Here is a 20,714-nt window from a genome sequence, read left to right as displayed (position 1 = left end):
GAAAGAGTCTAGTGGTCAGGCCAGGCGCTCTATCGCCGCGGCAAGCTCCGCTCCGGTGAGCGGTTCGCGGGCCACGACGAGGATGGTGTCGTCGCCCGCGATGGTGCCGACGACGTCGGGCAGCGAGGCCCGATCCAGCGCGCTGGCCAGGTAGTGCGCGGCCCCGGGCGGGGTGCGCAGGACCGCGAGGTTGCCGCTGGCGTCGGTCGACACCAGCAGCTCCCCCAGCAGCCGGGACAGGCGGTCGGTGCCGCCGGAGACGCCCCGCACGGGCGAGCCGTCCTCCGGCACCACGTACACCCCGGCGCCGCCGTCGGCGGCCCGCAGCTTCACCGCACCGAGCTCCTCGAGGTCGCGCGACAGCGTCGCGTTGGAGACCTCGATGCCCTCCGCCGCGAGTAGTGCGGCGAGTTCGGCCTGGCTGCGGATGTGCCGTTCGGCCACCAGCGCGGTGATGCGGGCCTGCCGGCCGGCGCGCGTGTGCGCGACGGCGGCGGCCGGCTGCGTGCCCGGGGCGGAGGTCACGGCCGCGTCCCGGAGCGCCGTTCGAGCAGCCACACCAGCAGCGCCTTCTGCGCGTGCAGCCGGTTCTCGGCCTCGTCCCACGCCGCGGACTGCGGGCCGTCGAGCACCTCGTCGGTGATCTCCTCGCCCCGGTGCGCCGGCAGGCAGTGCAGGACGACCGCGTCGGGCGCCGCCTTGGCGAGCAGGTCCGCGTTGATCTGGAACGGACGGAACGGGCCGATCCGGTCGAGCCCGTCCTCCTCCTGCCCCATCGAGGTCCACGTGTCGGTGACGAGCGCGTCGGCGCCGACGACGGCGGCCCGCGGATCGTCGGTGAGCGTGATCATCGCGCCGGTCTGCTCCGCCCGCACGCGGGCCGCGTCGACGACCGCCGGGGCGGGTGCGAACCCGACCGGTGCCGCGATCGTGACGTGCACACCCGCGGTGACGCCGCCCAGCAGCAGCGAGTGCGCCATGTTGTTCGCGCCGTCGCCGAGGTACGTCAGCTTCAGGCCCTTCAGCTCGCCCTTGCGCTCGGCGAGCGTCTGGAGATCGGCCAGCACCTGGCAGGGGTGGAACTGGTCCGACAGCGCGTTGACGATCGGGATCGTCGCACCCTCGGCCATCTGCTCGAGCCGCTCCTGCCCGAACGTGCGCCACACGACGGCGTCGACGAAGCGGGACAGGACGCGACCGGTGTCCTGCAGCGTCTCGTCACGTCCGAGCTGAGTCTTGCTGCCGTCGACGACGACCGCGTGCCCGCCGAGCTGCGCGATGCCCATCTCGAACGAAAACCTCGTACGGGTCGAGTTCTTGTCGAAGATGACACCCACGCCGCGCGGGCCGGCGAGCGGCTTGCGCGAGAACGGGTTCGACTTGAGTTCCCGAGCCAGCTCGAGCACCTCGGCCTGCTCGGCCGGGGTCAGGTCGTCGTCCCTCAAGAAGTGCCGGATCGTCATGTACTACTTGCCTCCTACCGATTCCGCCGCCGCTGCATCGAGAATTCCCGGCAGCGCCGCGATGAATCCTTCCGCCTGCTCCTCGGTGAGGATCAGCGGGGGTGCCAACCGGACGACTCCGGGCTGAGCGGCGTTCACGAGGTAACCGGCCTCCCGGGCGGCGGCCTCGACGACCGGGGCGACGTCCTCGGTCAGCACGACACCCAGCAGCAGGCCGGCGCCGCGCACGTGGTCGACGAGCGGGTGTCCGAGACCCTCGATGCCCGTGGAGAGCACCTTGCCGATCATGTCGGCGCGGGTCAGCAGGTCGTCGGCGGCGATCGTCTTCAGGACCGCGAGCGCAGCGGACGCGCACACCGGGTTGCCACCGAACGTGGTGCCGTGCTTGCCCGGACCGAACAGCTCCGCGGCCGCGCCGGTCGCGATGCAGGCGCCGATCGGCATGCCGCCGCCGAGTCCCTTCGCGAGGGTCATGACGTCGGGCACGATGCCGGCGGCCTGGTGCGCGTAGAACCAGCCGGTGCGGCCGATACCGGTCTGCACCTCGTCGAGGATCAGCAGCGCGCCGCGTTCGGCAGTGATCCGCCGGGCGCTGGCGAGGTAGCCCTCGGGCGGCACGACGACGCCGCCCTCGCCCATGATCGGCTCCAGGAACACCGCGGCGGTGTCCTCGTCGACGGCCCGGTCCAGCGCCTCGAGGTCGCCGTACGGGATGTGCTCGACACCGGCCGGCATCGGCTCGAACGGTGCCCGCTTGTCGGGCTGGCCGGTGAGCGCGAGCGCACCCATTGTCCGGCCGTGGAACGCCTTCTCCGCGGCGATGATCTTGCGCCGTCCCGTGGCGCGGGCCAGCTTGAACGCGGCCTCGTTCGCCTCGGTGCCGGAGTTACACAGGAACACCCGGCCGGTGACGGAACCGGCGCTGTCGCCGACTCCCAGCTGCGCGAGGAGATGCTCGGCCAGTGCGACGGCCGGCTCGCTGGCGTACAGGTTCGACACGTGCCCGAGCGTGGACAGCTGCGTGGTCACAGCCTCGACGATCGCCGGGTGCGCGTGGCCGAGGATGTTCACGGCGATGCCGGCGAGCAGGTCCAGGTACTGCTTCCCATCGGCGTCGGTGACGACCGCACCCTCGCCACGGACCAGCGCCACCCGCGGCACGCCGTAGGTGTTCATCAGGGCGCCGGACCAGCGCTGCTGGAGATCCGTCGTGGCAGTCATGCCAGTCCTTCCGTGGTTGCGAGGTGGAGTTCCGGTGCGGGGGTGACCATCGTGCCGATGCCCTCGCCGGTGAAGAGTTCGAGCAGAACCGAGTGCGCGACCCGGCCGTCGATGACGTGCGCGGTGGGCACGCCGCCCTCGACGGCGCGCAGGCAGGCCTCCATCTTGGGGACCATGCCGGCGTCGAGGCTCGGCAGCAGCTGACGCAGCGCGGCCGTGTCGATCTCGGACGCGAGCGACGAGCGGTCGGGCCAGTCGGTGTAGAGCCCCTCGACGTCGGTGAGGACGACGAGCTTCTCGGCACCGATGGCCTCCGCGATGGCCGCGGCCGCGGTGTCGGCGTTGATGTTGTGCACCACGCCGTCCTCGTCGGGCGCGATCGTGGAGACCACGGGGATGCGTCCGGCGGCGATGAGGTCGAGCACCGCGTCGGGATTGACGGTGGTGACGTCGCCGACGAGGCCGATGTCGGTGGGCTCGCCGTCCACCTGGACGGTGCGACGGGTCGCGGTCAGCAGCCGCGCGTCCTCACCCGAGATGCCGACGGCGAACGGTCCGTGCGCGTTGATCAGGCCCACCAACTCACGGCCCACCTGACCGAACAGCACCATGCGGACGACGTCCATGACCTCGGGGGTGGTGACGCGGAATCCGCCGCGGAACTCCCCCTCCATGCCGAGACGCTTCAGCATCGCGTTGATCTGCGGGCCGCCGCCGTGGACGACGACCGGGTGGATGCCGATGGTGCGCAGGAACGCCATGTCGGCCGCGAACGCGCTCTTGAGTTCGTCGTCGATCATCGCGTTGCCGCCGTACTTGATGACGACGACCTTGTCGTGGAAGCGCTGCAGCCACGGCAGCGCCTCCGCCAGGACGTACGCCTTCTGGCTCGACGTCAGGTTCTCGATGGACTCGGTCATGACGAGTACGCCGAGTTCTCTTCGACGTAGGCGTGCGAGAGGTCGGTGGTCCGGATGCTGGCGCTCGACGTGCCGACCGCGAGTTCGATCGTCAGGTCGATGTCCATGCCCGACAGGTCCACGTCCCGGGCGCCGGGAGCGCCGACACCGTCGATGCAGACGGGATTGCCGTTGAACGACACCGCGATCCGGTCCGGGTCGAGGGTGATGGGGGCGATGCCGACCGCGGCGAGCACGCGGCCCCAGTTGGGGTCGGAGCCGAACAGCGCCGTCTTGACCAGGCTGTCGCGGGCGACGGTGCGCGCGGCGACGAGCGCGTCCTGCTCGGACGCGGCGCCGCTGACGGTGACGGTGACGCGCTTGGTGACGCCCTCGGCGTCGGCCATCATCTGCTCGGCCAGGTCGTCGCACACCGCGAGGACGGCCGCGTTGAGCTCGTCCTGCGACGGTGCGACGGAGCTCGCGCCGGACGCGAGCAGCAGCACGGTGTCGTTGGTGGAGGTGGCGCCGTCGACGTCGAGCCGGTCGAACGTCATCCGGGTCGCGTGCCGCAGCGCCTCGTCGAGCTGCTCGGCGGTGGCGACGGCGTCGGTGGTGACGACGCAGAGCATCGTCGCCAGCGACGGCGCGAGCATGCCCGCGCCCTTCGCCATGCCGCCGACGTTCCACTTGTCGGCGTGGTGCAGCGCCGCCTGCTTCGGGACGGTGTCGGTGGTCATGATCGCGTGCGCGGCGTCGGTGCCGCCGGAGATGCCGCCGGCCAGCTCGTGCACGATCTCGGTGACGCCGGCGAGGATCTTGTCCATCGGCAGCCGGTCGCCGATGAGGCCGGTCGAGCACACGGCGACCTCGATCGCGCCGGTCTCGGTGCCCCAGTCGCTGAGCGACGCGGCGACGTGCTCGGCGGTCTTGTGCGAGTCCTGGAAGCCGGGGGCTCCGGTGCACGCGTTGGCGCCGCCCGAGTTCAGGACGACGGCCCGCAGCCGTCCGGTGGTGAGCACCTGCTGCGACCACAGGACGGGCGCGGCCTTGACCTTGTTGGCGGTGAACACGCCCGCGGCCGCGAGTTCCGGGCCCTCGTTGAAGACGAGCGCGAGGTCGGACTTGCCGCTGACCTTGATCCCGGCCTTGATGCCCGCGGCGCGGAAACCGGCGGGCGCGGTGACGCCCTGGGTGCGGATCAGCCGACCGCCCGCGATCTCCACGGCATCGGGTGCGGCGAACTCGGAATCGGTTGTCACGGAGCAACTCCCACAGTCGAGAGACCATCGGTCTCGGGCAGGCCCAGGGCCAGGTTCATGGATTGGACGGCACCGCCGGCGGTGCCCTTGGTGAGGTTGTCGATCGCGGCGACCGCTACAAGGAGTCCGGCAGCAGTGTCCACGGTCACGGCGATCTGCACGGCGTTGGACCCGACGACCGCCCCGGTCTGCGGCAGCTGCCCCTCGGGCAGCACGTGCACGAACGGCTCGTCCTTGTACGCCTTCTCGTAGACCGCGCGGATCTCGTCCGCACTCGCGGTGGTGGGCGCGGTGCACGTCGCGAGGATGCCGCGCGGCATCGGCGCGAGGACCGGCGTGAACGACACCGTCACGTCGGTACCGGCGGCCGCGGACAGGTTCTGCTTGATCTCGGGGGTGTGCCGGTGCGCGCCGCCGACGGCGTAGGCCCGGACCGAGCCCATCACCTCGGAGCCGAGGAGGTCCGCCTTGGGCGCCTTGCCGGCGCCGGACGTGCCACTGATGGCGACGACGTTCACCCGCGGCTCGACGACACCCGCGGCGACGGCCGGGGCCAGCGCGAGCGAGGACACCGTCGGGTAGCAGCCGGGCACGGCGATCCTGGTGGCACCGACGAGTTTGTCCCGGCCACCCGGAAGCTCGGGCAGACCGTACGGCCAGCTACCGGCGTGCGGGCTGCCGTAGTACTTCTCCCACGCGGCGGCGTCGGTGAGCCGGAAGTCGGCGCCACAGTCGATGATGACGGTGGACTCGGGCAGCTGTTCGGCGATCTCCGCGGACTTGCCGTGCGGCAGTCCCAGGAACACGACGTCGTGACCGGACAGGGTCTCGATGTCGGTGGGGCCGAGCACCCGGTCGGCCAGCGGCAGCAGGTGCGGATGGTGCGAGCCGAGCGTGGTCCCGGCGTTGCCGCCCGCGGTGAGCGCGCCGATCACGAGCGAACCGTCGCGGTAGGCGGGGTGCCCGAGCAGCAGGCGCAGGATCTCGCCGCCCGCGTACCCGCTGGCCCCCGCGATCGCGACCTTGATCGGCGACCGGTCACCGGCCGTCGAAGCTCCAGAGTCTCCAGAAGTACCCATACGGATGATTATGCACCATCATGCAAACTCATTCATAGCGGGTTTCCGGTCGCGCTCACTCCGAGAGCACCGCGCCCCGCAGCACGTGCTTCGTGAGCTTGCCCGACGGGTTGCGCGGCAGCGCGTCGACCAACACGAGCTCCCGCGGCACCTTGTACCGGGCGAGCTTGTCCGACAGGTACGAGCGCAGGTCGTCGAGCTCGATTGTCCTCCCCTCGGCCGGCACGACGACGGCGACCACCGTCTCGCCCCACTCCGGGTGGGGCCGGCCGATGACCGCGACGTCGACGACATCCTCGTGCGGGCGGATCGCCTCCTCCACCTCCTGCGAGTAGACGTTCTCGCCGCCGGTGATGATGACGTCCTTGAGGCGGTCGACGATGAACAGGTAGCCGTCGGCGTCGACGCGCGCGATGTCCCCGGTGCGGTACCAGCGCCCGTCGAAGACGTCGGCGGTGGCCTCGTCGTTGTCGAGGTATCCGCGCATCCGGGTGTCGGCGCTGAGCCAGATCTCGCCGGTCTCACCCGGAGCCGCGTCGACGCCGGCCGCGCGCACGACGCGCAGGTCCACGCCGGGCATGCCGCCGCGCCCGATCGAACCGGCCTTGGCGATCTGCTCGTGCGGGTAGAGCGCGGTCCCGACCGGGCCCATCTCGCTCATCCCGTACACCTGGTAGAAGTCGTCGGACCGGTAGACCCTGGCGAGCAGTTCCGCGGTCTCGGCGCCGATCGGCGCCCCGCCGTAGATCCACCGGCGCATCGAGCTCAGGTCGTATGCGGCGAGGTCGATGCCCTGCGCCTTCGCGATCTGCACCGGCGCGAGGTAGGCGATGGGAGCACCGAAGAACGCCGTGACCTTCTCCCGCTGGACCGTCTCGAGGAACTCGATGGGGTGGTACTCGCGCTGCAGGATCACCGTGCCGCCCAGGAAGAGCGTCGTCAGGGTCCAGTTGTTGAGCGGCGACGCGTGCCAGATCGGCATCGCGATGAGGAACCTGTCGTCGCGGGTCAACCCCATCGTCGCGACGATCAGGGGCGGCACCGACGCGATCGTGCGATGCGTGTGCACGCAGCCCTTGGGCGCGCTCGTGGTTCCGGAGGTGTAGAGGATCTGCGCGACGTCGTCCTCGGTGCCGTCGACGCCGTCCCATTCGGGGGCGGATGCGACGGCGGCGTCGAAGTCGTCGGCCGCCTCGACGTCGCCACCGTGGGTGGCGGCCTCGGTGAGCAGCCACCGCACCTGCGGCGCTCCACCGCGTGCTGCCGACACCAGATCGGCGGACACGACACCGACCCGGGCGCCGCTGTGGGCGATCGTGTACTCGACCTCGGGCGCGGTGAGCTTGTGGTTCACCGGCACCAACACCCCGCCCGCCCGCCAGATGCCGAACGCGGCAATCAGGAATCCGGGCGAGTTGTAGGTCATCACCGCGACGCGGTCACCCCGACGGATCCCTTCGCGGCGGAACACCTCCGCGGCCCGCCGTGACGCCGCCTCGAGCTCGCGGTAGCTCGTGCGCTGCGCCCCGTAGACCAGGGCGTCCTTCTCGGGGGACTTCCTGCATGCGCTTTCCAGCAACACGTTCAGATGCACCGGGGGTCTCCTTCACTGGGCGGCGGTGGGGGTCCGTTGCCCGTCGCGCGAATCCGTTCTACAGTCACTCGACAAGAAGTGAATCACGATTCATTGCTTTGCGGAAGGGCTCCAAGATGACGACAACCGACGACTTGACGAACGCGGCGCCGCGGGGCCACCGCACGCACGAGGTGTTCAACCAGGCACCACCGCGGGTGGACGTCAACGAGTTCACGAGCAACGCCCCGCTCGTCGAGGGCGTGGCCCGGTACGACGCCGAGTGGGCCGGCGCGCACCTCACCGAGGTGGGTGCGCTGGTCGGCACCGCCGAGTTCCAGCACGCCGCCGAACTCGCGAACACCGAGATCCCGCGCCTGCACTCGCACGACCGTTACGGAAACCGCATCGACGAGGTCGAGTACCACCCCGCCTACCACCGGGTGATCTCCGCGGCCGTCGAGCACGGCGCGCACACGGCGGCGTGGGCGGAGCCTCGCGTCGGCGCGAACGTCGCGCGAGCGGCGACGTTCATGCTGTTCGCGCAGATCGAGCCGGGGCACGCCTGCCCGATCTCGATGACGCACTCCGCGGTGCCCTCGCTCATGCTGGCCCCGGACCTGGCCGAGCGCTGGCTCCCCCGGCTCTACTCGCGCGGCTACGACGGCGCACTCGTAGCGCCCGGCGACAAGCCCGGCGTGCTGTTCGGCATGGCGATGACCGAGAAGCAGGGCGGCTCCGACGTCCGCGCGAACACCACGACGGCGCAGCCGCTTTCGGACGGCATGTACACGCTGACCGGGCACAAGTGGTTTTGCTCGGCGCCGATGTCGGACGCGTTCCTGGTGCTGGCGAACGCGCCGGAGGGCCTGTCCTGCTTCCTGGTCCCCCGCGTGCTCGAGGACGGCACCCGCAACGTCTTCCGGATCCAGCGGCTCAAGGACAAGCTCGGCAACAAGTCGAACGCGTCGTCGGAGATCGAGCTCGACGGGACGATCGGCCACATCGTCGGGGAACCGGGTCGCGGCGTGCGCACGATCATCGAGATGGTCGCGCGCACCCGCCTCGACTGCGTGTACGGCTCGACCGCCGGCATGCGGCAGTCGGTCGCCGAGGCCCTGTGGCACGTGCGGCACCGCTCCGCGTTCGGCGCGACGCTCGTCGACCAGCCGGCAATGACCGCGGTGGCCGCCGACCTGGCGCTCGAGTCGGAGGCCGCGACGGCCACCGCGCTGCGCCTGGCCCGCGCCCACGACGACGACGCATCGGAGTCCGAGAAGGCGTTCCGGCGCTTGGCCACGGCGGTCAGCAAGTACTGGATCTGCAAGCGCGGACCGCACCACGCCTACGAGTCGCTCGAGTGCCTCGGCGGCAACGGCTACACCGAGGCGTTCCCGCTGGCCCGCCGGTTCCGGGAGCAGCCGGTGATGGCGGTGTGGGAGGGATCGGGCAACGTCATCGCGCTCGACGTCCTGCGCGCCATGACCCGTGAACCCGAGTCGGTGCAGGCGTTCGACGCCGAGCTCAACCTCGCGCGCGGGGCGTCCACGCTGTTCGACGCGCACCTCGACCGGGTGCGCACGATGCTCGCCGAGCTCGCGACGCTCGATCCCGCGACCGCGCAGTTCCGGGCACGCCCGGTGGCCGCGGCGATGGCACTCGGGCTGCAGGGCTCGCTGCTGCTGCGCACCGCCCCTACCGCGGTCGCGGAGGCGTTCATCGGCGCACGGCTGGGCGCCGACCGCGACCTCGAGTACGGGTCTCTGGCCGCCGGAACCGATTTCGCGGCGATCCTCGAGCGCCACTGAGGTCGCTGTGGCCAGTTCACCGCGACCGCCCATCAGTGGCCCCCGGTGATCCTCGAGCCCAGCGCCGCACCGTCGCGCGCCCCAGTCACACCCCGCCGCTCCAGCCCGGGATCACCGCGGCTGGGGCGGCGGCGCGGCGCTGTGCCGGCGAAGGTAGAGGCGTGCATCGAGAGTGACTACATCGTCGGGTCCCGTTGTCGGTCGCCCTGCCGCAGGGTGCGCTCGAACCTTCCGATCCAGCCCGCAAGTGATCGGGCACGTTCCGCTCGAACTGTCGTCATGCTGGGTGGCACGGGTTCTGCGAGTCGGAAGTGGTGGTTGCCCAGTGTTGGAGCAGGAGTTCCGCACAGCACGGATCATGTCCGCCGGTGACTGGAAACGGCGGCTCGAGCTCTTGTGACTCGTCGGCCGGTTCGCTCCTAGGTACCTAGACTGATCTGCAGGGCGGTTGGAACCAGAGCTACTTGTGATACTGCAGTGTCCTGAGCGGTGAATCGAGTCGAGGATGTGAGAGATCCGGTGGCTACCACGCGCGACGAAAACCAATCTCTCTATCAGGCTTACCTCGAGGCCTGCAATGCACACGATGTTGATCGAATGGCGTCGTTCTATGCGCCGACGATCAAGGTCAATGATGTCCCGATGGATCCTGTGTCCACGGCGGCGCAATTCCCGGTCCTTTTCGCCGCCTTCCCCGACTGGCACTGGGAGATGAGGAATCTTCTGATCGACGGCGACTACGTCGCGGTGCACTTCACGGTCACCGGTACTCACAGGGGTGCCTTCAATGCGATCGAGGCGACCGGTCGCCGGGTCTCGAGCGCGGAAATCACTCTGTATCACGTAGAGGGCGGGAAGTTCTCCGAAGTCTGGGATTTCGGCGGCATGGAGGCAGTTGAGAGCCAAATTCGTGAAGCAGAAGCACCGTGATGTTGCAGCCGCGGACCAGGCGGCGACTCGGGCTGCAGATCCAGGCGATGGCCTGTCCAGCATTCGGTCTGACTCCGCCAGCCCTGCGATCCCGCCGACGTTTCGACGAGGGACCTTGTCGCCGGCACCGGCAAGAACGGCACGACCGGTATCATCTCCGCGCGTGAGCTACGACATCGTCGCCTTCGACCCCGGCGCCACGACGGACAGCGGTTTCCTCGACTGGTACAACACGCAGACCGAATGGGCCGAGGACCACGACTACTGCGACGTCACCGTGACCACGCCCGAGCTTCGCGCGTTCTACACCGCGATTACCGAGGTCTTCCCACCTCTCAACGGCCCCGACGCTCCCGACGACGAGCAACTCGCCGCAGACTCGAGCCTCGACGGACGTCTCACCGACTACAGCATCGGAACGACGATCATCTACGCCAGCTTCGGCTGGTCGCAGGCAGAGCGCGCCACGGAGACGTTCCGCGAACTCGCCGCCGAGCACAAGGTCGCGGTCGCGCTGGTCAGCCACGACTCACCGGTCCCGATCATCCGCCCGCAGTAGCAGATTCACGCCGCGACCGCCGGCTGGCAAGCCGGGCCCGCCGGCCCGGCTCGGTCGGTCGAGACGACCGGCAGATCGTGCTACGCCTCGATCGGGGCGTACCAGTCGGCGTTCTTGAGCAGCACCCGCGTGCCCAGGTCCCGATTCCATTCCGGCTCGATGCCGTGCCGCCGCAGGACGGGAAACACCACGTCGTCGAGCAGGGACGTCACGTCCGCGGTGTAGAGGTCTTCCTTCGCCTCTTCGCTGAGCGCGTCGTATGCGGCCTGGTCGAATGCTTCGGGCGGAAACGCGCCGTAGCCGATGTAGGTGGACCCGTCCTCGACGAGACGGTCGGTGTCCTGCTGGTGGAAGTACACGTAACCCTTCCAGTGGCGGCTGTCGTCGCGCTCTTCCCAGATCTCGCCGGACGCGCAGGTGCCGCAGCAGGAGAAGTCCGCGCGGGCCACCACTCCGCTCGCATTGAGCTCCTCGAACGCGGCGATCGTGCGGGAGGTGTAGGCACCGATCTCCGCCTGCTGGCGCAGCCGGGCGGCGCGGAGCGCGCCGAACGCCACCCCGAGCTGCTCGTCCGTGAGGTCGTATTCCTCGCCGTAGATGTCGATGAAATCGTCGACGTCGTCCCGGCCGGTGATCAGCTGGTCCCAGATCTGCCGGGTCAGCTCGCCGCGGCCGTCCTCGTCGAGGGGCAGGTCGGGCAGGACGGCGTAGGCCGGGATCGCGTTCGGGTTCGGGTTCGACAACGCGCTCACGGCGCCACCTCCAGATTACGAGCGGAACCAGGCAATTCACCCGGCAGCGACGATGCTAGCTTCACCGACCGACAGATCGGTATGGCGCCACCTATGGGCGACGATTCGACGAAAGGGACCGACACCCGGGCGACCCCGCCTGCGCTACTCGTTCTTCATGGACCGGCGGATCTCGTCGAGCCTGTCGTGGGCGGCCTTCTCCCGCGCCTGCCACTGCTCTTCGAGGTCCTGCCCGGCCTGGCTGCCGCGCTCGAGTTCCTCCGAGCCGAGCGCGGTCCCGAAGCGTTCCTCGATCTTGTCGCGGACGCGGCCGAACGTCGGGACTCCGGCATCGGTGTAATCGGGGCCGGGCACCGCTCCGCCGGCCATCGTCAACGGCGGTGGAACCTCCGCCGGCGCCGTTGGCCGGGACGGGTCCGGCGGGATGTCCGAGGTGTGGCCGTCGCCCGCGGTCAGCATGGACGCGGCCGCGTGCACCGGGGCGAGCGCCGGGCGTCCGGCCGTCGCAGCGAGCACGACCGCCAGCAATTCGGCGTCGTCGAGACCGTGCAGTCGCGCGAGCACGACATCCAATCCGCCACTGTCCGTATCAACCATGAGGGGCTCCTCTCGCCAGCGCCTTCCAGGCTAGCGAGAGGAGCCCCTCATCGGTCGAACTCGGGTGTCAGCCGCGCAGAACGGCCCCGACGGCGTCCGCCGCGGCCGCGACAGCAGCATCGCGTGCAGCGCTGGCCTCGTCCTCGGTCAGCGTGCGGTCGGTCCCGCGGAATCGCAGCGCGAACGCCAACGACTTGCGGCCCTCGCCCACCTGCGCGCCCTCGAAGACATCGAACAGGCGGATGTCCTCGAGCAGTTCACCGCCGCCCGTGCGCAGCGCCGACTCGACCGCAGCCGCCGGAACCGAGGCGTCGACGACAACCGCGACGTCCTGCAGGACGGCCGGGAACGGCGAGATCCGAGGAGCCGGAAGAACTTCGGCGACGGGCAGCGCGGCCAGGTCGACCTCGACCGCGCACGTGCGCGCCGGCAGCCCGGCCCGCTCGAGCACCGCCGGGTGCAGCTCACCGGCGTGTCCGACGACCGTGCCGTCGAACACCACCTCCGCGCAGCGGCCCGGGTGCCACGGCAGGTACTGCGCGGCCCGCAGTTCGACCGTGACGCCGGCAGCGTTCGCGATCGTCTGCACCGCGGCGAACGCGTCCGCCGCCTCGGCCGGACGGCCGGCACCCCACGGCCCGGACGGCTCACGCAGACCCGACAGCACGGCCGCGACGTGCACCGGCTGCGCGGGCAACGACTTCAGTAGCTCGTCGATCTGCTCGTCGGTGGGACGGCGGTCCACCGGCAGCGCACCGACCGGCTTGGTGTCCGGGCCCGGCCGCACCACCTGCGCGATGCCGTACAGCGACAGGTCGCGCTGACCACGAGAAACGTTGCGTGCCAGCACCTCCAGCATGCCCGGCAGCAGCGTGGTGCCGAGTTCGGGGCGATCCGACTCCAGCGGATTGAGCACCTTCGTGGTGTTGCGGCGCGGGTCGTCGGCGTCCAGACCCCACGTGTCGAACACGGCGTGCGGCAGGAACACCGGCGGCAGGATCTCCACGAAACCCGACGCCGCCAGCATCTTGCCGACGGTGCGGCGGCGACGCTGCTCCGGGGTCAGGCCCCGTCCGGCGGGAGCATGCGGGAGCACCGACGGGATCTGCTCGAGACCCTCGAGGCGCAGCACCTCCTCGACCAGGTCGGCCGGCTGCACCAGGTCCGGACGCCACGACGGCGGCGTCACGACGAGCTGACCGTGCCCGGTCTCGCTCACGCCGACCTCGACGGCGCAGCCGATCTGCGTCAGGCGGCGGGCGGCCGTCCCGTTCGGGTAGGCGACACCGGCGACACGATCGGGCAGGTCGATGTCCATGCGGATCTGGCCGGCGGCCGCGACGCCGCCGACGTCGGTCAGCACGGGTTCGACGGTGCCGCCCGCGATCTCGACGAGCAGCGCCGCGGCGCGGTCGAGTGCCGGGAGCGCGACCTCGGGGTCGACGACGCGCTCGTACCGCTTACTGGCCTCGCTGATCAGCTTGTGCCGGCGCGACGTCTTGAACACCGCGAGTGGATCCCACGTGGCCGACTCGAGCAGGATGTCGGTGGTGCCGTCGTGGACCTCGGTGGTGGCGCCGCCCATGACGCCGGCGAGCGAGACCGCACCGGAATCGTCCGCGATCACGACGTCCTCGGGATCGAGGGTCCGCTCCACACCGTCGAGGGTGGTCAGCTTCTCCCCCGCCTCGGCGCGCCGCACCACGAGGCCGCCCTGGACCTTCGCCGCGTCGAACGCGTGCAGCGGCTGGCCCAGCTCGAGCAGCACGTAGTTGGTGACGTCGACCGCCGGCGAGATCGGGCGCACACCCGACATCAGCAGCCGGCGCTGCAGCCACCACGGGCTGACGGCCTTGGGGTCGATACCGGCGATCCGGCGGGCCGTGAAGCGGGTGGCCTTCGACTCCGGCTCGAGCTGGATCGACCACGCCTCGCCGCCGTCGGACGGCAGTGCCGGCACCGCGGCCGGGTCCGCGAAGTCGAGATCGAAACCGCAGGCGAGCTCGCGGGTGAGGCCGCGGACCGAGAAGCAGTAGCCGCGGTCGGGCGTGATGTTCAGCTCGATGATCGTGTCGTCGAGACCCAACAGCTCGTTGGCGTCGGTTCCCGGCTCGGCGGTCCCCGGCTCGAGGACGAGGATGCCCGAGTGGTCCTTGCCGATGCCCAGCTCGGAGGCCGAGCACATCATGCCGTTGGACACCTTGCCGTACGTCTTGCGGGACGCGATCGCGAAACCGCCCGGCAGCACCGCGCCCGGCAGTGCGGCGACGACGAGGTCACCCTCGGCGAAGTTGCGGGCGCCGCACACGATCTCCTGCGGTTCGGCGGCTCCGACGTCGACCTTGCAGAAGCGGATCGGCTTCTTGAACTCGGTGAGCTCTTCGATCTCCAGGACCCGGCCCACGACCAGCGGACCGGTCACCGGCTCGAGCGGATCGACCTCCTCGACCTCGAGGCCGACGCGGACGAACCCGGCGTCCAGCTCGTCGGCGGTCACCTGCCAGTCCGGCGTCGCCCGCTGCAGGATCTCGGTCAGCCACGATTGCGCTACTCGCACGTCTACTCAGCTCTCTCGCTCGTGAGGGGTCTCAGGCCTGGACACCGAAGGGCAGCGTGAATCGCGCGTCGCCCTCGACGATGTCGCGCATGTCGGGGATGCCGTTGCGGAACTGCAGCGTCCGCTCCAGACCCATGCCGAATGCGAAGCCGGAGTATTCCTCGGGGTCGATTCCGCACGCGCGCAGCACGTTCGGGTTCACCATGCCGCAGCCGCCCCACTCGACCCAGCCGGCGCCGCCCTTCTTGTTCGGGAACCACACGTCCACCTCGGCCGACGGCTCGGTGAACGGGAAGTAGTTGGGGCGCATGCGGGTTCGCGTCTCCGGCCCGAACAGTGCGCGCGCGAAGGCGTCGAGCGTGCCACGCAGGTGCGCCATGGTCAGGCCCTTGTCCACCGCCAGACCCTCGATCTGGGAGAAGACCGGCGTGTGGGTCGCGTCGAGTTCGTCGGTGCGGAACGTCCGCCCGGGGCACACGACGTAGATCGGGATCTCGCGGGAGAGCATGGTGCGCACCTGCACCGGCGAGGTGTGGGTGCGCAGCACCTGACGCGAGCCCTCGGGCGCGATGTGGAAGGTGTCCTGCATCGTGCGCGCCGGGTGGTCGGGCAGGAAGTTGAGCGCGTCGAAATTGAAGTGCTCGGTCTCGACCTCGGGGCCCTCGGCGATCTCCCAGCCCATGCCGACGAACACGTCGGCGATCTGCTCGGAGATGATCGTGATCGGGTGCCGCGCACCGGCGGGCCGACGATCGGACGGCAGCGTCACGTCGATCGACTCGGCGACCAGCACGGCCGCGTCACGCTCGGCGAGCAGCACCTCGCGGCGCGCGTCGAACGCGGTGGTGACCCGGGTGCGGGCCACGTTCACCCGCTTGCCGGCCTCGGACCGTTCCTCCTTGGGCAGCGCGCCCAGACCGCGCTTCGCGAGCGCGATCGGTGCCTTGTCACCCAGGTGATCGATCTTGGTATTGGCGAGTTCGTCGAGATCCGCGGCTGCCGCGAACGCCTCCTCGGCGGCGATTGCCGCGGCACCGAGCGCTTCCTCGGTCAGCGCGTTCGCATCGACAGTCGGCGGGGCACCGCCCTCATTCTTAGCCACGACCGGTGCAACTCCTTGTCTATCGATGGATATCAGCGCGCGCGGGCACAACACTCGAATCCTAGGCGATCGGCCCAGGACGGTTCGAACGAGTTCGGCGGACCGTCACGTGCCCCGATGCTGGACGCGCGCGCTCGCGTACAGGCAGATGGACGCCGCGGTCGCCAGGTTGAGACTCTCGGCACGGCCCCGGATCGGGATCCGCAGCCGATGGTCGGCGCGGGCCGCGACCGCGGGATCGAGTCCGTGGGCCTCGTTGCCGAACAGCCACGCGGTGGGACGGGCCAGCAGGTCGTCGGCCTCGTCGAGGTTCACCTCGCCGTCCGCGGCCGTCGCGAGGATCTGGATACCCGCGGCCGTGAGCGCGTCGAGGACGGCGTCGGTGTCGCGTTCCCGCACGATCGGGAGGTGGAACAGGCTTCCGGCGGAGGACCGCACGCACTTGCCGTTGTGCGGGTCGACGCTGTCGCCGGCGAGGATCGCGGCGTCGGCCCCGACCGCGTCGGCCACCCGGATCACCGTGCCGGCGTTGCCCGGCTCGGCGATCGCGACGGGCACGGCCAGCAGGCGGGTGTCGGCCGTCACCGCGCTGGCGAGCGGAACGTCCAGCAGATCGCAGACCGCAATCACGCCGGGCGGCGTGACGGTGTCGCTCATCGCCCGGATCGCCCGATCGGTGACGAGTGATGTCCGGATCCCGGCGCCGTGCGCGGTCTCGATCAGGTCGGGGTACCGCTCACCGGCGTGTTCGGTGAAGAACAGCTCGTGCACGGTGGTGCAGGCCAGCGCCTCGGTGACGGAGTTCTCGCCCTCCGCGAGGAACCGCCCCGTCTTCCTGCGCTCTGCGCCGCGCAGGAGCTTGACAGCAGAAACGACCCGTGGAGTCCGTTCGGTGAACGGGTCCACGGGTCGATTCCGGAACTGCTGACTCAGGCCGCTTCTCCGGCCGGAGCGTTGACGTCGGCCGGCAGGGCGGCCTTCGCGACGGCCACCAGGCCGGCGAACGCAGCGGCGTCGGAGACGGCCAGCTCGGCGAGGATCTTGCGGTCGACCTCGACACCCGCAGCCTTCAGGCCCTGGATGAAGCGGTTGTAGGTGATGTCGTTGGCGCGAGCCGCAGCGTTGATACGAGCGATCCACAGCTTCCGGAAGTCGCCCTTGCGCGCGCGACGGTCACGGTAGGCGTAGGTCATCGAGTGGAGCTGCTGCTCCTTGGCCTTGCGGTACAGGCGCGAACGCTGTCCGCGGTAGCCGCTCGAGGCCTCGAGAATCGAACGACGCTTCTTCTGGGCGTTGACTGCCCTCTTTACGCGTGCCACTGCAAAATCCTGTCAATCTTCGGGGCGCTGCCGCCCCGGGTGGTCAAGTAGGGGAAGTGCTCAGATGCCGAGCAGACGCTTGATGCGGGGCGCATCCTGGTCGGCGACGACGGCAACGCCGTCGAGGCGACGGGTCACGCGCGAGCTCTTGTGCTCGAGCAGGTGGCGACGTCCGGCCTTCTGGCGCAGGATCTTTCCGCTACCGGACACCTTGAATCGCTTCGCGGTGCCACTGTGGGTCTTCGACTTGGGCATGGAGTCCTCAGTTCTTGTGTTTCTGTACTTCGGTCTTGCGTGACGGGGTCTGGCTAGGCGCTCGGCGCCGGCGCAGCGCCACCGTCACCCGCGGCCGGCTTCGGCTGCGCAGGCTGCGCGGCCTGTGCACCCTCCTGAGCCTTCGCGCGCGTCTTCGCGCCCTTGTGCGGGGCGAGCACCATCGTCATGTTGCGGCCGTCCTGCTTCGCGGAGGTCTCCACGAATCCGAGGTCCGCCACATCGGCGCCGAGACGCTGCAGCAAACGGAACCCGAGCTCGGGCCGGGACTGCTCGCGACCACGGAACATGATCGTGACCTTGACCTTCGAACCGGCCTCGAGGAAGCGGATGACGTTCCGCTTCTTGGTCTCGTAGTCGTGATCGTCGATCTTGGGACGGAGCTTCTGCTCCTTGATGACGGTCTGCTGCTGGTTCTTCCGCGACTCGCGCGCCTTCTGCGCCGTCTCGTACTTGAACTTGCCGTAGTCCATGATCTTGCAGACCGGTGGACGGGCATCGGGAGCCACCTCTACCAGATCGAGGTCGGCCTCGAGTGCTACGCGAAGCGCATCCTCGACACGCACGATCCCAACCTGCTCACCACCGGGTCCGATGAGGCGAACCTCGGGAACTCGGATGCGCTCGTTGATGCGGGTCTCAGTGCTGATGGGGCCTCCTAGGTAGTGCGGTGCAGTCAAGTGACCGCGCCGCAGCCCGTGCGCCCGCTACCCCAACAAGAAAGCCCCGCGTCGGCGAGTTGCTCGCCGTGCGGGGCCCGATGTCGACCGGTGCGACACCAGTTCCGAGACGTCGGACCTGATATCCCTTCGTATGACCGAAGGAGCCGCCAGGGGAAGTACCCTGGCGGCGACCGGACCACTGAACTGCACCGATCGGTGCCGCGCAGAGGTGGGAGTCGGACTCCACTTTGCTGCCCTGGCCGGAGCCGAGGGCGGTCGTGACGCACAGCCTAACATCAAACGAGCCGCGCATCGAATCGCGGCGGCCGCCGCGACCCGGACGAATCCGCGACCGTCCACGATGGAATCCTGACAAGCATGACGCAGAACCCCGACCCTGCCGAAGCCGTCCAGCACGCCGAGGACGACCTCGACGACGTGCGCGAGCTCGCCGACGTTCCCGCCATCGAGGTGATCAGCCGCGCCGCCGTCATGCTCATGAGCTCGGCCGCCGAGAAGCTGGGGCTGTCGGACCCCGACCCGGAGAACAGCCCGCACCTCGACCTCGACGAGGCCCGACGGGTGATCACGGCCCTCGCCGGCCTCGTCACCGCGTCCGTCGAGTACCTCGGCCCTCACGCCGGCCCGATCCGCGAGGGACTGCAGGCGCTGCAGCGCGCGTTCCGCGAGACGTCCGCGCATCCGGACGAGCCCGGCAAGGGCCCCGGCGAGAAGTACACCGGCCCGGTCTACTGAGCCGCCCCTTCCCCGCCACGTCATACGAAGCCCGCCCCCGGACATGCCGGGTGCGGGCTTCGTGCGCTGAGGCGGTCGAATGCGGCGGAACTGCGGATTGCGTCAAACCGCACCGCGCGTTCCCATCGGTTGATACCGTCCCCGACGGCATGACGGAGATCACTTCTCCCCCAACAGGCCCGGCTCGAGCCGGGCAGAGACCTAGGAGACACGAATGGGATCGCTCCTCTCGATCGCCAAACTTCTCGGCTTCGACCCCAAGGAAGCCCTCCCGGGGATTCTCGACCAGTTGCTCGCGGCGTCCGTCGCCGCGAATCAGCCGCCTACCACCGCTGCGTAGGTCTCCGGCCCGGGCGGACAGGTCCGCTCTGTGGGCTGACCGGCAAAAACACCCGAAACGGACATGGAACAGTCGGTCCGCAAAACCGCCTCCGCTACGGCTTCGTGTTGACTACCGTGCTCCTCGCGTGACACCGGTCGCGCTCCACCACACAGGGGTTCAAACCCGTACCGAAGGAGCTTTGGATGGGATCGCTCTACGCCATTCTCGACGCCCTGCAGCCCCAGATCCACGTACTTCTCGGCTCGCTCGACCCCCTGCCCAGCATCCTCCTGAGCAGCGTCGACCTCAGTAGCCTGGGCGACCTGTGATCGGGGCCTTGCAATAGGTCCCAGTCCAGCAATCCAGGCCCACGATCCACCGAAGCGGTGGGGGATGCTTGAACCCCCACCGCTTTCGTGTGTCTACCCCCGCTTGACGGCCGTCCCTCCCATGCGCCCCGGTCCGCGCAACACCGTGCATCGAATCGACTTCGACCAGCCGACGACAGCTGCACTCCTAGCCGCCATACGCGCGTATACCTACCTCGGCAATCCGCCTCGCGGGCAAGGACGCGGAGCGCGTGCGACACATCAAACGTTAGACACATGCCCACTTTCGCGCTGACCGGCGGAAACAACCGGAACGGGCACGGAGACATCGGCACGGCGAAACCGCCTCCGTTACGACCTCGCATTGATACCGTGCCCTTCGCGTGACACCGGTCACGCACGACAACCACACAGGGTTCCCCCGTCAGGAGAACCCACACCGAAGGAGTCACACATCATGCTTGGTGAACTCGAGCTGCCCGGCGGGGAAGTTTCCCCCCTTGATTGGTTCCTACATCTCGGCTCGACGGCACTGAGCTTCGGCTCGGCAGCACTGGGCTTCGGCTCCTAGGAGGTCCCGGCCCAGCAAGTCGGGACTACCGATCCACCGCAGCGGTGGGGGACGCTCGACCCCCACCGCTTTCGCGTGCCATCCTCGCCGCCGCCCGCCCCATGCGCCCGGGTCGGCGCCGCATCGCACAACGAATCGACTGCGCCTAAGCCGACCGCGGCCGGCTTCCGGACCCGCTTGCGCGGCGTCGAGGTGGCCTTCCGCTCGATCCCTATGACGGTGTTGCCGTTGTCGACGAGTCGGTTCACGACCCTCGGGCGCTTGCGGATGTCCTCGACACCGTCCGACCGCCGAGACCGCCTCGGCGACAGCGATCCACACGCTGCCGTCGGGCCAGGATCTGCGCGGACAACCCGACACCCGGCCTCGCCGACCACGGGGCGACGCGCATGCAACAACACATCAAACGTTAGACACATGTCCATTTTCGCGCTGACCGGCGGAAACACCCGAAATGAGCGCGGAGAGACCGACTCGGCGAAACCGGCACCGTTACGGCCGCGAGTTGATAGCGTGCCCTGCGCGTGACACCGGTCACGCACCACCACCGCACAGGCGTCCCCCGCCAGGAGAACCCACACCGAAGGAGTCACACATCATGCTTGCTTCACCCGAGATGCCCGAACATTCCGCCTTTGAATGGTTCCTGACTTACGGCTCGATGACACTGCAGTTCGGCT

21 protein-coding genes are annotated in these 20,714 nt (G+C 69.5%); 6 read left to right on the top strand and 15 right to left on the bottom strand.

Going from position 1 to position 20,714, the window contains the following annotated elements; translation table 11 throughout:
- Positions 1-15: 15 nt before the first annotated feature.
- The 7 genes from ABI214_RS01200 to ABI214_RS01170 are packed head-to-tail and all read right to left on the bottom strand — an operon-like array spanning position 16 to position 7,518.
- Positions 16-525, bottom strand: a complete 510-nt coding sequence (locus ABI214_RS01200) for an arginine repressor (RefSeq protein ID WP_127916646.1) — start codon at positions 523-525, stop codon at positions 16-18.
- A complete protein-coding gene (gene argF, locus ABI214_RS01195) occupies positions 522-1,463 on the bottom strand; it encodes an ornithine carbamoyltransferase (protein ID WP_348605397.1) in 942 nt (313 codons plus the stop codon). Before argF ends, ABI214_RS01200 begins: the two co-directional genes overlap by 4 nt.
- 3 nt (positions 1,464-1,466) lie before the next feature.
- Positions 1,467-2,684 carry an acetylornithine transaminase gene (locus ABI214_RS01190; protein WP_348605396.1) on the bottom strand — a complete coding sequence of 406 codons (1,218 nt, stop codon included), beginning with the start codon at positions 2,682-2,684 and terminating at the stop codon, positions 1,467-1,469.
- Entirely contained in the window at positions 2,681-3,604 is a 924-nt protein-coding gene (gene argB / locus ABI214_RS01185) for an acetylglutamate kinase (protein ID WP_348605395.1), read from the bottom strand. The genes ABI214_RS01190 and argB overlap by 4 nt, the downstream gene beginning before the upstream one ends.
- A complete protein-coding gene (gene argJ, locus ABI214_RS01180; protein WP_348605394.1) occupies positions 3,601-4,845 on the bottom strand; it encodes a bifunctional glutamate N-acetyltransferase/amino-acid acetyltransferase ArgJ in 1,245 nt (414 codons plus the stop codon). The genes argB and argJ overlap by 4 nt, the downstream gene beginning before the upstream one ends.
- Positions 4,842-5,924: an N-acetyl-gamma-glutamyl-phosphate reductase gene (gene argC, locus ABI214_RS01175; protein WP_348605393.1), complete on the bottom strand. Its 1,083-nt coding sequence runs from the start codon at positions 5,922-5,924 to the stop codon at positions 4,842-4,844. The genes argJ and argC overlap by 4 nt, the downstream gene beginning before the upstream one ends.
- Before the next feature lie 55 nt (positions 5,925-5,979).
- A complete protein-coding gene (locus ABI214_RS01170; RefSeq protein ID WP_408587464.1) occupies positions 5,980-7,518 on the bottom strand; it encodes a class I adenylate-forming enzyme family protein in 1,539 nt (512 codons plus the stop codon).
- Between the two features lie 116 nt (positions 7,519-7,634).
- On the opposite strand from ABI214_RS01170, the gene ABI214_RS01165 reads away from it, so the two are divergent.
- From ABI214_RS01165 to ABI214_RS01155, 3 genes are all read left to right on the top strand, one after another.
- Entirely contained in the window at positions 7,635-9,305 is a 1,671-nt protein-coding gene (locus tag ABI214_RS01165; protein WP_348605391.1) for an acyl-CoA dehydrogenase family protein, read from the top strand.
- A gap of 519 nt (positions 9,306-9,824) precedes the next feature.
- A complete protein-coding gene (locus tag ABI214_RS01160) occupies positions 9,825-10,235 on the top strand; it encodes an ester cyclase (RefSeq protein WP_348605389.1) in 411 nt (136 codons plus the stop codon).
- 163 nt (positions 10,236-10,398) lie between these two features.
- The gene (locus ABI214_RS01155) at positions 10,399-10,794 is read left to right on the top strand and encodes a hypothetical protein (RefSeq protein ID WP_348605388.1); all 396 of its coding nucleotides are present in this window, start codon (positions 10,399-10,401) and stop codon (positions 10,792-10,794) included.
- Between the two features lie 80 nt (positions 10,795-10,874).
- On the opposite strand, the gene ABI214_RS01150 is transcribed toward ABI214_RS01155, so the two are convergent.
- The 8 genes from ABI214_RS01150 to infC form a co-directional block, all read right to left on the bottom strand.
- Entirely contained in the window at positions 10,875-11,546 is a 672-nt protein-coding gene (locus ABI214_RS01150; protein WP_348605387.1) for a DUF6891 domain-containing protein, read from the bottom strand.
- A gap of 144 nt (positions 11,547-11,690) precedes the next feature.
- Positions 11,691-12,143, bottom strand: coding sequence for a PspA/IM30 family protein (locus ABI214_RS01145; RefSeq protein WP_348605386.1), 453 nt, complete (start codon positions 12,141-12,143; stop codon positions 11,691-11,693).
- A gap of 67 nt (positions 12,144-12,210) precedes the next feature.
- A complete protein-coding gene (gene pheT, locus ABI214_RS01140) occupies positions 12,211-14,700 on the bottom strand; it encodes a phenylalanine--tRNA ligase subunit beta (RefSeq protein ID WP_348605385.1) in 2,490 nt (829 codons plus the stop codon).
- Positions 14,701-14,731: 31 nt separating this feature from the next.
- On the bottom strand, positions 14,732-15,802 hold the full coding sequence (gene pheS / locus ABI214_RS01135; protein WP_348605384.1) for a phenylalanine--tRNA ligase subunit alpha: 1,071 nt from the start codon (positions 15,800-15,802) through the stop codon (positions 14,732-14,734).
- Positions 15,803-15,907: 105 nt separating this feature from the next.
- Positions 15,908-16,708, bottom strand: coding sequence for a TrmH family RNA methyltransferase (locus ABI214_RS01130; RefSeq protein WP_348605383.1), 801 nt, complete (start codon positions 16,706-16,708; stop codon positions 15,908-15,910).
- A gap of 23 nt (positions 16,709-16,731) precedes the next feature.
- Complete coding sequence (rplT, locus tag ABI214_RS01125; RefSeq protein ID WP_031938929.1) at positions 16,732-17,121, bottom strand: 50S ribosomal protein L20; 390 nt, start codon at positions 17,119-17,121, stop codon at positions 16,732-16,734.
- 60 nt (positions 17,122-17,181) lie between these two features.
- A complete protein-coding gene (gene rpmI, locus ABI214_RS01120; protein WP_127916630.1) occupies positions 17,182-17,376 on the bottom strand; it encodes a 50S ribosomal protein L35 in 195 nt (64 codons plus the stop codon).
- Between the two features lie 53 nt (positions 17,377-17,429).
- On the bottom strand, positions 17,430-18,074 hold the full coding sequence (gene infC / locus ABI214_RS01115; RefSeq protein WP_206612372.1) for a translation initiation factor IF-3: 645 nt from the start codon (positions 18,072-18,074) through the stop codon (positions 17,430-17,432).
- A gap of 360 nt (positions 18,075-18,434) precedes the next feature.
- Here infC and ABI214_RS01110 point away from each other — a divergent pair, with 360 nt between their 5' ends.
- From ABI214_RS01110 to ABI214_RS01100, 3 genes are all read left to right on the top strand, one after another.
- A complete protein-coding gene (locus tag ABI214_RS01110) occupies positions 18,435-18,812 on the top strand; it encodes a DUF1844 domain-containing protein (RefSeq protein WP_348605382.1) in 378 nt (125 codons plus the stop codon).
- 214 nt (positions 18,813-19,026) lie between these two features.
- Entirely contained in the window at positions 19,027-19,152 is a 126-nt protein-coding gene (locus ABI214_RS01105; protein WP_348605381.1) for a hypothetical protein, read from the top strand.
- Between the two features lie 185 nt (positions 19,153-19,337).
- A complete protein-coding gene (locus tag ABI214_RS01100) occupies positions 19,338-19,463 on the top strand; it encodes a hypothetical protein (protein ID WP_348605380.1) in 126 nt (41 codons plus the stop codon).
- Positions 19,464-20,714 lie beyond the last annotated feature (1,251 nt).

Source organism: Prescottella soli (assembly GCF_040024445.1).
GTDB classification, from domain to species: Bacteria; Actinomycetota; Actinomycetes; order Mycobacteriales; family Mycobacteriaceae; genus Prescottella; species Prescottella soli.
The sequence above is the reverse complement of the archived record's forward strand: the minus strand, read 5'-3'. Positions and strand labels throughout refer to the sequence as shown.